10 protein-coding genes and 1 other RNA gene are annotated in these 13069 nt (G+C 64.0%); 7 read left to right on the forward strand and 4 right to left on the reverse strand.

Annotated features, from left to right (window positions below; all coding sequences use genetic code 11):
• Positions 1-34: 34 nt before the first annotated feature.
• From HHA01_RS03755 to HHA01_RS03765, 3 genes are all read right to left on the reverse strand, one after another.
• Positions 35-793 carry a TlyA family RNA methyltransferase gene (locus HHA01_RS03755; protein ID WP_141317878.1) on the reverse strand — a complete coding sequence of 253 codons (759 nt, stop codon included), beginning with the start codon at positions 791-793 and terminating at the stop codon, positions 35-37.
• A 97-nt stretch (positions 794-890) separates the two neighbouring features.
• Positions 891-2939, reverse strand: coding sequence for a hypothetical protein (locus HHA01_RS03760; RefSeq protein WP_141317880.1), 2049 nt, complete (start codon positions 2937-2939; stop codon positions 891-893).
• A gap of 39 nt (positions 2940-2978) precedes the next feature.
• Positions 2979-4202, reverse strand: a complete 1224-nt coding sequence (locus HHA01_RS03765; RefSeq protein WP_141317882.1) for an ATP-grasp domain-containing protein — start codon at positions 4200-4202, stop codon at positions 2979-2981.
• A 226-nt stretch (positions 4203-4428) separates the two neighbouring features.
• Between HHA01_RS03765 and ffs the strand changes: the two genes are divergently transcribed.
• From ffs to HHA01_RS03780, 3 genes are all read left to right on the forward strand, one after another.
• Positions 4429-4525, forward strand: an RNA gene (gene ffs / locus HHA01_RS03770) — signal recognition particle sRNA small type.
• A gap of 282 nt (positions 4526-4807) precedes the next feature.
• Complete coding sequence (locus HHA01_RS03775; RefSeq protein WP_141317884.1) at positions 4808-5533, forward strand: tellurite resistance TerB family protein; 726 nt, start codon at positions 4808-4810, stop codon at positions 5531-5533.
• Positions 5534-5603: 70 nt separating this feature from the next.
• Positions 5604-6644, forward strand: a complete 1041-nt coding sequence (locus HHA01_RS03780) for a histone deacetylase family protein (protein ID WP_141317886.1) — start codon at positions 5604-5606, stop codon at positions 6642-6644.
• A gap of 35 nt (positions 6645-6679) precedes the next feature.
• On the opposite strand, the gene HHA01_RS03785 is transcribed toward HHA01_RS03780, so the two are convergent.
• Positions 6680-7711 carry a sodium:calcium antiporter gene (locus HHA01_RS03785; protein ID WP_141317888.1) on the reverse strand — a complete coding sequence of 344 codons (1032 nt, stop codon included), beginning with the start codon at positions 7709-7711 and terminating at the stop codon, positions 6680-6682.
• Between the two features lie 638 nt (positions 7712-8349).
• Between HHA01_RS03785 and HHA01_RS03790 the strand changes: the two genes are divergently transcribed.
• From HHA01_RS03790 to recR, 4 genes are all read left to right on the forward strand, one after another.
• Positions 8350-9078 carry a plasmid pRiA4b ORF-3 family protein gene (locus HHA01_RS03790; RefSeq protein WP_141317890.1) on the forward strand — a complete coding sequence of 243 codons (729 nt, stop codon included), beginning with the start codon at positions 8350-8352 and terminating at the stop codon, positions 9076-9078.
• Positions 9079-9422: 344 nt separating this feature from the next.
• On the forward strand, positions 9423-11567 hold the full coding sequence (gene dnaX / locus HHA01_RS03795; RefSeq protein ID WP_141317892.1) for a DNA polymerase III subunit gamma/tau: 2145 nt from the start codon (positions 9423-9425) through the stop codon (positions 11565-11567).
• Between the two features lie 116 nt (positions 11568-11683).
• Complete coding sequence (locus HHA01_RS03800; RefSeq protein ID WP_141317893.1) at positions 11684-12010, forward strand: YbaB/EbfC family nucleoid-associated protein; 327 nt, start codon at positions 11684-11686, stop codon at positions 12008-12010.
• Positions 12011-12453: 443 nt separating this feature from the next.
• Entirely contained in the window at positions 12454-13059 is a 606-nt protein-coding gene (gene recR, locus HHA01_RS03805) for a recombination mediator RecR (protein WP_141317895.1), read from the forward strand.
• Positions 13060-13069 lie beyond the last annotated feature (10 nt).

A 13069-nucleotide genomic window follows, 5' to 3' on the forward strand; every position in this document is an offset into this window, starting at 1 on the left:
CGCGTATCGCCATGCCGGGCTAGAGCCTTGCGCTTCAACCACCCCGTTTGGCATACAGCAGAAACTCGCGGTTGCCGTCGCCGCCGCGGATCGGGCTTTCCTGCCAGTGATGGACCCTGAAGCCGCTGGCCTCGCAGGCGGTCCGTAGGCGCGCTTCGACATCGGCGTAGCGGTGGGGCTGGGTGACCAGGCCCTGGGCGTTGACGCCGTCGGGGCCGACTTCGAACTGGGGTTTGACCAGCGACAGCAGTTCGCTACCTGCCGGCAGGATGGCTGCCAGCTCGGGCAGGATCAGGGTCTGGGAGATGAAGGCCACATCCATGACGGCCATATCCACCGAGTGTTGGCCGAGGGCGTGCTGCAGGGTGGCATCGTCGCGCATGGCGCGGGCATTCAGGCCTTCCAGGCAGGTCACGCGCGGGTCGTCGCGCAGGCCGGCTTCCAGCTGGTCGCGACCGACCTCGACGCCGATGACGTGCCGGGCGCCATGGCGCAGGGCGCAGTCGGTGAAGCCGCCCGTGGACTGGCCCACGTCCAGCACGTCGCGGCCCTCCAAGGATAACGCCAGGCTGGCCAGCAGGGCTTCCAGCTTGAGGCCTGCTCGCGAGACATAGCGCTCTTCCGGGTCGTCCTCGACCAGCAGGGTGACCGTCTCGGCCAGTTTCTCGCCGGGGCGGGCCAGCACCTTGCCGTCATCGGCGCGGCGCACCCGGCCATGGCGAATCAGGCGTTGGGCGCGGGTGCGGGAACGGGCCAGACCCTGGCCGAGCAGGAGTTGATCGAGGCGAGGCATGATGAGCGTCGGGTTCGTCCGGGAAAAGCGCGATTATGCCACAAGCGACAAGCGTGATAAGCCCGGACGGGCGGTAACGCCCTCCGGGCAGGTGGCGTTACACCGGCGAACCGGTGCCCGCCGAGGCCTGCAGTCCACCTGGCGGCAGGCGGTCGGCGCCCCAGCTGCGCTCGACGTACCCGATGACGCGTGTCAGTTCTTCTTCGGGGACCTGGGCCAGCTCGCCGCGTTCCAGCGGGTCGTGGTGGAAGATGTAGAGCCGTGAGGCGAACTGGTCGAAGGGCAGCGAGGCTTCACCGAAACGTTCGCCGTGTCCGGCGGTGCTGACCATCACACCGTCTCCCCAGTTCTGGCCGCTGTCGTTGTTGGGGTTGTAGAAGTAGATGCGCGTGACGCCGTCCGGGTCGAGCCCGGCGCGCAGGATGCTGATGGCATGCCAGCCGATGAAGCGGGCCGCGCTGTCGGTCACGGCGATGCCTGCCGGCTGGGGATGAATCAATGGCTGATTGCCGTTGTAATCCGGGTGATAGCTGGCATAGAAGTGGCGCAGGAAATGCTCCAGCTCGCTGAGCTGGCCGCTGGCTACGTCGACATTGATGCGAAAGCCGCGCCCCGACCACCAGCCATGAAACTCCGGGTTCACCCAGCGGTGGGGGTCACCCTCGCGGTCGACACAGCGCCTTCCCATCTCGGCATAGATGCGATCCAGGTGCGGCACCACGATCAGCGACACCGGGTCGAGGTCCATGGGCAATTCGGTGGCCACACCCGACAGACAGGCCATGGAGGAGATCGACTGACCCTCGAAGTGCATGATGATGTCATCGTCGCGGGCGGCCCAGGCGATCATCTGCAGCAGGTAGTCCGGATCGTTGTAGGCCCACATGGAAAGGGCCCGCGCCGACTGGCAGGTCGGGTTGTTGCCCTGACCCACGCCCAGCGGCAGGCCCAGCATGCACAGCACGCCCTCCAGCAGTCGGGCTTGCGGCGCCACCTCATCGCCGAAGGCGAGGTTGAGGCGCGCCTGTGACCACTCGGAAAGCACCAGGCCGAGCTGGCGCCACATGGCGGGCGCCACTGGGGGCTGATAGAGCACGCCACGCTCGAGCATCAGCGCCATGCCATAGGCCGCCTGGGCGGTTTGCGGCAGGATGGCATCGTGGATCAGGGCATGCGTCAGCTGCCGATAGCACAGCAGGCAATCGCGCCCCGTGGCCGAGAGCCCCAGGGCCTCGCTGAGCAGGTGGTCGTTGCGCTGGGTGTTCAGGTGTTGCAGCAGCACGGCGTGGTAGGGCGAAACCAGGCCGGTGTCGTGCATGGCCCGGGCAAAGCCGGTGGCTTCCGCCTGCAGGGCCGTGGTGTCCATGCTCGCCAGGCGCTCGCCATAGATGGCTATTCCGGGGTCCTCGCGGCATGCCTGGGTGGGGCCGAACAACGAGCTGACCAGACGGTCCGCCCCCTGGCCGCTGCTGCCCAGGTCGATGGCCGGGTCGGCCTGACAGATGGCGATCTGGGTGATCATGCGCTTGACCGGCTCGACCTGGATGGGCCTCTGGTTGAGGATGCGCCAGATCTCCTCGATCAGCTGGTCGATGATGTGCTCGTAGCCGATGCGCCGCGCCAGGTGCTGAAAGAGCTGCCGTGGCAACATGGCCAGACGCCCCTGGGATGCCCGCTCGGCCTCGCTGGGGGCGCTGAACAGCAGCGACAGGTTCAGCGCCATCGTCTGTGACAGATAGTGATGGGCCTGTTCGGTGGTGATCTGTGTATGGGCGGTTTCGCCCTTGGCCACGGGCAGCAGGCGCAGTTCGCTCAGTGCCTCGATGACCACGGTGTTGGGGTCGGCGCTCTGCAGGGCCTGGACGGTGAGCGAGGGCAGCAGAAACTGGGGGGTTTCCCAGTCCGAGCCCACGAACACTCCGGCGGCCTCCATGGCCGCCGTGCGTTGTTCTACCGCCGCGCAGCCGCCATTCTGCAGCATGGTGCGGCGGGCGGTATCGAGCACCGGCGCCAGCTTGCCGGGTTTGGCGAATGCCGCGGCCTGGTCCAGCTGATCGATGGCGCTGTCCAGCTTGGCCAACAGGCCGGCAAGCTTGTCCTCATCGACACTGGGCTCGCCGTTTTGGGGATTAGGTGGCGTCGTCACGCAGACTCCCGATCATTGAATTGGCGCATCAAGCCTGCTTTATACGTAAAAATCAAGCTCTTCCAGGCTCTTGAGCAGGTCACGCAGACGGTGCGGGTCATCGCCCTTGAAGTAGGTCAGCCCCCAGTGGGTGCCGAAGGCCGTGCGCTTGGTGACCGTTTCCTGCACGGGCGGGGTCAGCTCGTGGGACTCGAAGTAGGGGTGATCCTCGACCTGCTCGGGGATTTCCAGGCGGCTTACCACGCGCAGGCGCGGATAGACCCCGAAACAACCGGCGTAGCCATCGGCGTCGACCACTTCTTTCGGGAAGAAGGCGGCGACTTCTTCAGGCGTGGTCTTGGGATCGAAGACCAGCATGCTGGCCTGGTAGGCATTGAAGCCGTAGACCCGCTCCAGCAGCTCGAAGACCTTGAAGCCCGGTGGACGATAGGCCACCTCGCCGAAATACATCTCGCCGTCGCTGGTGACGAAATATTCCGGGTGGATCAGGCCGAAGTCGATGTCGAAGGTCTTGATCAGCTTTTCGATCTGCCGGGTGATCTGCTCGCGATAGCGTTCCAGCTCGGGAGAGGCCGGCACATACACCGAATAGCCCAGAGTGACGTACTCGGAAATGTTCAGAAAGGCGATCTTGCCGTCGTGAATCCAGGCCTCGACGGCGAACTCCCAGCCATCCAGGTGGGACTCCATCAACACCGGGAATTCCTCGTCGGGGATGGTATCGACCTCGTCCGGCGTACGAATCACGCGATGGCCAAGGCAGCCGGCCTTGTCGAAGGCCTTGAGGTGAATGGGGTCATTGGGATCGCCGTCGAGCTTGAGCAGGGTCTGGTTGACCCGCTTGAGAAAACGGATGACATCGTCCTTGTCGTGCGCCTCCTCGAAAATGCCCACGCGGATGCCGCCAAGCTGTGCCCGGCGCTTCATCAGGGCCTTGTCGCGCAGCAACAGCGACTGGCCATACAGGCGCGGGTTGTCGAGCAGCACCGAGTTGATGGCGCCTGCCCATTCGACGGTTTCCTCATAGAGCGGAATGGCCACATTCACGCCCATATCGCGCAGGGTTTCGGCGATTTCCATGGAGCGGTCGTTCAAGCGCTCGAAGTTCCAGGACACATAGGGTAGGTCGTGCTTCTGGCAGTATTCCTCGGCCCAGTCCGGCGCGACGATGACGTAGCGACGATCGAACTTCTCGGCGGCCTCGATGGCATTCAGGCTCCAGCCCAGCAGGGCGATATACCCCTTGTTGGGATCCTTCTGCATAGACACCTCCACGGTGTTAACAACACGATGCCGTCTCTGCGGCGGGTATTTGCCAATATCCAGCATAGTGTGTTCGGAGGGGAAAGACCGCCGAAGCCGTCAACGCAGCGATTTCTGCCGCCGATGGCTTGCCCACGGGCACCACGCTTGTTATATTGCGCACCGCTCGACACGGCCTGATGCCGCGACGAGTTCGACATCAAAAATCTGTCGTCTGTGGTGGCCCCGTCGGTCCTCCCGCAACGCGAAATCGCAAACCCCGCCAGGCCCGGAAGGGAGCAACGGTAGTGATGGAGGCGTGTGCCGGGATGTGGCTGTCGGGGCCGCCTCCATATTGGGCCACTGAATGACCGAAGCGCTATTTCACTCCCCGGTGCCGCTTCAATCCCCCGATGGCTACCCGCTTTCGTTTACCTGACTTTTTACTCGACACCCTCTGCGTTGGCAGTCCTCTGTTCTGTTAGAGCGATGCTTGATGCCTGTCTCGTCCACGGTGGCGCGCGTCACCGGCAACCATCCAAGCCAGCCTTGATGCAACGAAATAGCGGTCTCACTATCCAAGGCAGTAGTGAATCCCTAATCCGCAGTCCCCGATGGAGGACGTGATGAACGCCCAGATGATTCTCAAGCAGTTGATGAAGCAGGCCGGCAGCGGTTCCGGTTCCCGGTCGTCCGGCGGCAATGATCTCAAGGGCATGGTCGACAGCCTGTCGTCTCAGCTGAGTGGCAGCGGCAGTGGCAGCGGCAAGAGTGGCGGCCAGTCCGGCGGCTTCGACCCCAAGCAACTGCTGGGCGGTGGGGCCCTGGGCATGCTGGTGGGCTCCAAGCGCGGCCGCCAGATGGGCGGCAAGGCGCTCAAGTATGGCGCCATCGCCGGTGTCGGCATGCTGGCCTGGAAGGCCTGGCAGAATTCCCGGGGTGGTTCCGGCGGTGACGAAACCCGCGAGGGCAAGCCGGTGGAGCAGCTCGAGGCCAACCAGCAGGAGGAGCGCAGCCTGGAGCTGCTTCAGGCGATGATCATGGCTGCCCGGGCCGATGGTCATATCGACGGCCAGGAGCGCGCCATGCTGGCCGAACAGATCGACGAGTTGGGCGCCGACGACGAACTGCACCAGTGGGTCGAGCAGCAACTGCAGGCGCCGCTGGATGCCGAGGCCCTGGCGCAGCAGGCCGATTCGCCGCAGGCCGCGCGCGAGATGTACCTGGTCAGCGTCGCCATCATCGACGACCAGAATGCCATGGAGCGGGCCTGGCTCGACCAGCTGGCCACGGCCCTGAACCTCGACGACGCGCTCAAGCAGGAGCTCGAACAGCAGGCGGTCGCTTCCTGAATTCCCCCGGTGGCGCTATCCTATAGGGCTTTGTGAGCCGATGAATCAGCCCTGAAGGACGCCTGCCCCGATGTTGACCTTTCACACCGCCGCCACCCAGCTGCGCCAGGCGCGCACCGAGCTGGATGGCGGCGTTCTTGTTGCCCCTTACGAGTGCCCCGAGCGGGTCGACCTGGTGCTCAAGCGCATTCAGCAAGCCAGCCTGGGCGAGGTGCGTGAGCCGGAGGCCTTCGGTCTCGAGCCGGTGCTGGCCATTCATGACCCGGACTATGTGCAGTTTCTCGCCGAGTGCTGGGAGCAGTGGTGTGCCCTGGGGCGAAAGGGCGAGGCGATCGCCTGGATCTGGCCGACGCGCACCATGCCGGGGGATGTCATCCCGGATCATCTGGATGGCCGGCTCGGCCACTATGCGCTTTCGGCGGATACCTCGATCTGTGCGGGGACCTTCGAGGCCGCCCAGGCCAGCAAGGACATCGCGCTTTCCACCGTGCGCCACAGCCTGACCACCGGTGAACCGGCCTTCGGCCTGTGCCGGCCACCCGGGCATCATGCTGCCAGCGATCAGTTCGGCGGTTACTGTTTCTTCAACAATGCCGGCGTGGCCGCCCAGTACGCCCTGGACAGCGGCAAGCGCCGCGTGGCCATCCTCGATGTCGATTTTCACCACGGCAACGGCACCCAGCAGGTCTTCTACGAGCGGGATGATGTCTTCTTCGCCTCGATTCACGGCGATCCCTGCCATTGCTTCCCGTACTTTCTGGGGCATGCCAGTGAAACCGGACGCGGCAGGGGAGATGGCTTCAACGCCAACTATCCGCTGGCACCGGGCAGTGCGTTCGACGTCTGGGTGCAGGCGCTCGACGACGCCCTGGCGCGCCTCCGCGCGGCGGAGTGTGAACTGCTGATCGTCTCGCTGGGCGTGGATGCCTTCGAGGATGACCCGATCAGCGAGTTCAAGCTGACCAGCGACGACTTCAGCGAGATGGGCCGCCGCTTGGCCGGCCTGGGTGTACCGACCACCTTCCTCATGGAAGGCGGCTATGCCGTGGAGGCGATCGGCACCAATGTCGTCAATGTCCTGCAGGGTTTCGAAGCCGCCGAAATGGCCTGATCGACTGATGCGGTGTAAGCATCAGCCGAGCGACGTCAGGCCGGTGGCAGGTGGGGCACCCAGTCCAAGGCGCCGAAGCTCTCGGCCGATATCCACACGATGAAGGCCACATACAGTGTCAACAGCACTGCGCATTCCGGTTTCGAGAGCAACATCCCGGTACGCATCATCAGGAACAGCACCACGGTGGCAGCGGTCAGGGCGCCCAGCATGGGCGCGGCCACCGAGAAGTTGACCAGGGCGCCGCCGGCGATCAGCACCCCGGCGGAGATGCAGACCAGCAAATCGAAGGTATTGCTGCCCAGCACATTGGCGATGCTGGTGATGCCGCGCCCCTGACGAGCGGCGCGAACCGACACGAAGGCATCGGGGATCGACGTACCCGCGGCCACCACGGTAATACCCCACAGGAAGCTCGGCGTGTTGAAGATCTCACCGAAATTCAGCGCCGCCTGCACCAGCGCCTCGACGCCAACCACAATGACGATCAGCGACAGGCCAAGGCGCAGCCACTCGCGCCCCGGACGGATGTCGCTGGCATCCACGTCGGATTCATAATCCAGCGTGTCCTGATACTGCACGAAAAGGTAGAGACCGTAGAGGGCGACGGGAATCAGTGCCAACAGTGGGGTGATCTCGCCAATAATGACACCGCCGCTGCTCTTGACCGGATGATAAATGGCGGCAAAGGCAAAGGTCAGCGTCAGCACCGCCACGGCGATCATGTAGAACTGGGCTTCCTTGTAGACCAGGTCGCGATTGGCAGTCAGCTTGTGGCGGCTGGCCAGGCCCGAAAGCGCCGGGATCACCAGGATGTTGAACAGCGCCGAGCCGACGATAGCCGCCACGCCCAGCTCGAACTCGCCGTGCACCAGTGTCGAGATCACCGTGGTCGAAAGCTCCGGAAAGCTCGAGCCGACCGCTACCACGATGGCGCCCTGGACGATGTCGGGCAGGCGGTAGTAGGCCGAAAGCCGCTCGCTGGCGCGTTCGAGCAGGCCGCTGCCCCACCAGATGATGGCGGTCCCGACCAGTGCGACGAGGGTCCAGAGTAGTATAGGCGACATGAGTGCGGTCCTTGCGTGGTTCTGTGTGGGTCAGCGACGTTGGGGTTTACATCAAAAACGGGCTGGGCTGCCCGTGACTTGAGATGGACAGATGCTTGATGGCCCGGGTGGCAGCCACGTGCAGCAGGGCCCGTTCATTGACTTCACGCTGTCGTTTCTCCACCGGATCTTCGGTTCGCACAGTGTAGCGGGCGGGGATGACACCCTCGTTGACGCACATTAAGTTTGGCCGGTCGCACGCAGATAGTCCTGCAAGCTCAGCTGGAGTTAATGGGCGACGAGGCGTGGCGGCATGCAGGATTCTTCCACATATCCAAGGCGTTTGGCGAAGCCATTCAAGCTACCAGATTTAGTTCGGTGTGTTGAGCTGGCTTAAAGCAGGATGGTCTAGAATGGTGCTCATCCTGAACTTATGCATATAAGTGGATACAGGAAGTCCCCAAAAATATAATTCAATGCTGCACATTTGCCTCATCGGTCGCCAGTGGTCTCCATCATGCAATGGCCGCCTGGCGGTAGAAAGCGTTACCGGCTCACGCCCTGGCATGCGCCAACCCGCAGGGGCGCGCTCTGGTCATTGGCCCCGCCACCGCGCCTGTGGAATACTGAGTTCAAGTTCAACCAGACAGATTACTACCATGCCGGATATCCAACTTCGCATCGAGCTGCTCGACACCGACCCACTGGTCTGGCGGCGCATCCTCGTGCCCGAGCAGATAACCCTGCAACGCCTGCACACCGTGATCCAGGCCGCCATGGGCTGGGAGGACTACCATCTCTTCGAGTTCGAGTGCAATGGCCGATATTACGGCGAGCCCGACGAGTGGGGTGACAGGCCCATCGCCATGGCGCGCAACGCTCAGCTCAAGCGCATCGCCGCCCGGGCTCCGGACAACACCTTCCACTACATGTACGACTTCGGTGATGGCTGGGAACACCGCATCACGGTGGAAGCCACCGGCCTTGAAGAAACCGACCCCTGCCCGCGATTGATCGACGGCGCCATGGCCTGCCCGCTGGAAGACATCGGCGGTATCCCCGGCTATGAAGCGCTCAAGATCGCCGCCGCCGGGGGAGACGACGAGCATGGCAAGATGGTACTGGAAGCTCTGGAAGACCACTTCGACCCGTACCTACTGGATGAAGACGAGATCGACTTCATGCTCGAGCATATCCAGGCCGGTTTTCGCCGCGGCGGGCGCTCGAAGGTGGAGCGCGACGCCAACGTGGCCAAGCGCGAAGTGAGAAATCCAAGACGAGGCCGAGGCAGTCCCTTTGACGCCATGCTCGAAGCGCAGGGCATTTATAACGTCGAGGAGCTGATGCAGGCAGTGCAGGCGGAGATCGACAAGAACCGCGATAAGTAGCTTCCTTAGGAGTTGTTGTCCATCAAAGTTCAGCATGAAGCAGAAGATGAGAGTTTCCGAGTGCTAATACAGGCCGGCCCATGCAACCACTGAATGGATAGCCAGGCGATTTTTCAACCCGGGTAGTGTTCGGGCCAGGGCTATCGCCGTTAAGCATTGTCGCTCGGGCTGTACCCGGCGCTCCTCGCCAGATCCAACTGCGATAGCCCTGGTGTTCGGCTGTGATGCTTTGCGCCCCGGTCGCCACCCGGTAGAATGCCGTGACTTACTCGCGATTCGCCGTGGTCGGCGGGTCAGATCGTACTTGGCTGTGAGCCAGCCCCGCTGCAAGGATTCCGAGCCGCATGAGCTATCAGGTACTGGCCCGCAAGTGGCGGCCGCGCACCTTTCATGAATTGGTCGGGCAGGAGCATGTGCAACGTGCCCTGGTCAATGCGCTGGATCAGGGGCGGCTGCACCATGCTTATCTGTTCACCGGCACCCGTGGGGTGGGCAAGACCACCCTGGCGCGGATTCTGGCCAAGTGCCTGAACTGCACGGCGGGCGGGCCGGGCGACGAGGCGGTGACCTCGCAGCCGTGTGGCGAGTGCTCGAATTGCCAGGCCATCGATGATGGCCGCTTCGTCGATCTGCTCGAGGTCGATGCGGCCTCGCGCACCAAGGTCGAGGATACCCGCGAGCTGCTCGACAACGTGCAGTACGCGCCGACCCAGGGGCGCTACAAGGTGTACCTCATCGACGAGGTACACATGCTCTCCACCAGCAGTTTCAATGCGCTGCTCAAGACGCTGGAAGAGCCGCCGCCGCATGTGAAGTTCCTGCTGGCCACCACCGACCCGCAGAAACTGCCGCCCACGGTGCTGTCGCGCTGCCTGCAGTTCACCCTCAAGCACATGCCCCCCGAGCGCATCGTCGGCCACCTCTCCATGGTGCTCGAGGCCGAGGGCGTGTCCTTCGAGGAGAGTGCCCTGTGGCTGCTGGGCAAGGCGGCGGAAGGCTCGATGCGCGATGCCATGAGCCTGACGGATCAGGCGATTGCCTTCGGCCAGGGCGAGATTCGTCACGCCGATGTGGCGGCCATGCTGGGTACCCTGGACCATCGCCATGTGCTGGCGCTGATCGAGGCGCTGGCCGAGGCGGATGCCGCCCGGCTGTTGTCCGAGGTCGCGGCCCTGGCCGAACAGGGGCCGGATTTTGCCGCCGTGCTGGATGACGTGACGGGCATTCTGCATCGGTTGGCGATTGCCCAGATGGTGCCGGATGCCGTGGATAACGGCCATGGCGATCGCGATGACCTGCTGGCACTGGCGGCGCGCTTTACCGCCGAGGATATTCAGCTGTATTACCAGATCGGTGTTCAGGGCCGCGGCGACATGGGCCATGCGCCGGATCTGCGCACTGCTCTGGAGATGACGCTGCTGCGCATGCTGGCTTTCCGCCCGCAGGGCGTGCCCAAGCCGGCGCAGACGCCGCTGCCCATGTGTGGTGAGGGGGGCAGTGGCTCGCATGGTGGGTCGTCCACTGGCGGGGAGACGGCGCCGGCTAGCGGCGCTTCAGGCGGCGAGACGCCGGCCGAGGCGCAGCCGTCGTCGCAAGCCCCCGAGCCGCAGGCGCCGTCGGCATCTTCATCCACTACGGAGCCCGAGGCCGAGGGAACGCCGGAGCCGGAAGCCGAGCCGGCCGCCCCTGCCGCCGAAGCTGCTCCGCCTGCGACCACGCCGCCCTGGGAGGATCTGCCGGAGGAGGCGAACGCGGATGCCTCGCCGGCTGAGGCCGTGGCAGCGCCCGCGGAGGACATGGCGGAAATCGGCATGGCGGCCGCCGATGAAGCGCCGGACGCCGGACCGCCGCTGGAGCCGAGCGATGCACCGGCGGCTCTGGACGATACTCAACCGGCAGTCGAGCCTGACGCCGACCCCACACCCGTGGCGGATTCGGCGGGGCAAGCCGCGCCCGAGCCGGCGGCCGGCCTCGCTGACGAGCCCGAGCCCCAGCCGGCCAGCGCGGTAGAGCCCGAGGCAACGCCGGTGGCCGACGCTGCGCCCGCAGACGAAGAGCCCGCCTCCGTGGAGGCTTCCGGCAGCCGGCTGACGCATGAGGACTGGCTGGCACGCTTCGATGCCCTGGGGCTTTCCGGGTTGACGCGCAACCTGGCAGCGCATTGCATGGTCGAAAACGATGACGGCGAGACGCTGCAGTTGCGCCTGGACCCGAGCCAGGCGGCGATGCAAGCCGAGGTGCATGTCGAGCGGATTCGCGAGGCACTGGCCGCGGCGGGCTTCGAGCGTCGCCTGGAAATCGCCGATGGCGAACTGGCCGCGGGCAGCGAGACTCCCAAGCAGCAGGCCGATCGCCTGGCGGCCGAGCGTCATGGCGAGGCGGTTGAAGCCTTGCGCGCCGACCCCCATGTCAAGAAATTGGAGCAGGCATTCGGTGCCCAACTGATCGAGGCATCCGTCAAGCCGGTCACGGAGCCTGCCCGCCGCTGAAACAGGCCCTGTTCAGGCAGAGCAGGTGCTCCGCTGCAGGGAAGGGCGACAGATTACCTGGCGGCGCTGGCCCCACCGGCCGACGACGCCACCATTTGAACGATGAGGATACCGCCATGATGAAGGGTGGAATGGACGGCCTGATGAAGCAGGCCCAGGAAATGCAGGAAAAGATGCAGCAGGCCCAGGAAGAAGTGGCCAAGGCCGAGGTCCAGGGCGAAGCCGGTGCCGGCATGATCAAGGTGACCATGAACGGTCGTCATGATGTCATTTCGGTGGATATCGACCCGAGCGTCATGCAGGAAGACAAGGAACTGCTCGAGGACCTGCTGGCGGCCGCCGTCAATGACGCGGTACGCAAGGTCGAGACCAGTTCCAAGGAGATGATGGAAGAGGCGACGTCGGGGATGAATTTGCCGCCAGGTTTCAAGATGCCCTTCTGAGGAAACACTGTCTAAATGCCTGCGCGTGTAAATCGCTGCGTTGTGCGGTGCTCGAAAACTCGCCTAACTATATGTTATGCCTCGTTTTCTGTGCTCCTACGCCTTGCGCTTTACGCTGCTCGGCTATTTATACAGCGCTCCCTTGGGCTTGCAAAGGGTTGAGTCCGTCAACCTTGCGCTGCGGGTGTGGCATATCCTTTCAAGCCTGAAGCGGCTGCATGAGTTAGCACAGCATTGATGCTTCTGCCTGGATGCGGCTCTTATCATCTTTGTGCTGCGGATGTGGCACATCCTCTAAAGCTTGAAGCGGAGCTTTGTGGTCCGGATGTGGCATATCCTGTAAAGCCTGAAGCTTGACTGGCTGGTCAGGTGCGTGCCAGCCACGAGCCCGCCTCGGGTTGTATCGCGGGTCAGGCGCTTTTCTACTGGGAACTGGGCAATACATGAGCTTTTCTCCACTGGTCGAGCGGTTGATGGAGTCATTCCGGGTGTTGCCCGGGGTGGGGCCCAAGACCGCGCAACGCATGACCATGCATCTGCTCGAACGCGACCGCGAGGGTGGCCAGCGTCTGGCCGAGGTGCTGGGCGAGGCTCTGGAGCGGGTCGGTTATTGCCAACGTTGTCGTACCCTGACCGAAGAGACCATCTGCGGACTGTGTGCCAGCACCCGCCGAGACGACAGCGTGCTGTGCGTGGTGGAGTCGCCGGCCGACCTGCTGGCCATCGAGGAAGCGCGCGGCTATCAGGGACGCTACTTCGTGCTGCATGGCCATCTGTCGCCGCTGGATGGTGTGGGGCCCGAGGATATCGGCCTCGACCTCCTCGACGGACGCGTGGCCGAAGAGGGGGTCGAGGAAGTGATCCTGGCCACCAATCCGACGGTGGAGGGCGAGGCCACTGCGCACTATATTGCCTCTCAGCTGGGGCCGCGCGGCGTGAAACTGTCGCGCCTGGCTTATGGCGTACCCATGGGCGGCGAGCTGGAATACGTCGATGGTGGTACCCTGAGCCGCGCCTTCAATGGTCGCTTGCCGTTCGAGAGCGAGTGATCCCACTTTT

This window comes from Halomonas halmophila, from assembly GCF_006540005.1.
Lineage (GTDB): Bacteria > Pseudomonadota > Gammaproteobacteria > Pseudomonadales > Halomonadaceae > Halomonas > Halomonas halmophila.

Excerpts from the sequence above, each read along its gene's own strand:
- HHA01_RS03765 (WP_141317882.1), bottom strand. The coding sequence starts at position 4,202 with ATGCAGAAGGATCCCAACAAGGGGTATATCGCCCTGCTGGGCTGGAGC.
- HHA01_RS03780 (WP_141317886.1), top strand. The coding sequence starts at position 5,604 with ATGTTGACCTTTCACACCGCCGCCACCCAGCTGCGCCAGGCGCGCACC.
- HHA01_RS03785 (WP_141317888.1), bottom strand. The coding sequence starts at position 7,711 with ATGTCGCCTATACTACTCTGGACCCTCGTCGCACTGGTCGGGACCGCC.
- HHA01_RS03755 (WP_141317878.1), bottom strand. The coding sequence starts at position 793 with ATGCCTCGCCTCGATCAACTCCTGCTCGGCCAGGGTCTGGCCCGTTCC.
- HHA01_RS03800 (WP_141317893.1), top strand. The coding sequence starts at position 11,684 with ATGATGAAGGGTGGAATGGACGGCCTGATGAAGCAGGCCCAGGAAATG.
- HHA01_RS03790 (WP_141317890.1), top strand. The coding sequence starts at position 8,350 with ATGCCGGATATCCAACTTCGCATCGAGCTGCTCGACACCGACCCACTG.
- HHA01_RS03775 (WP_141317884.1), top strand. The coding sequence starts at position 4,808 with ATGAACGCCCAGATGATTCTCAAGCAGTTGATGAAGCAGGCCGGCAGC.
- dnaX (WP_141317892.1), top strand. The coding sequence starts at position 9,423 with ATGAGCTATCAGGTACTGGCCCGCAAGTGGCGGCCGCGCACCTTTCAT.
- recR (WP_141317895.1), top strand. The coding sequence starts at position 12,454 with ATGAGCTTTTCTCCACTGGTCGAGCGGTTGATGGAGTCATTCCGGGTG.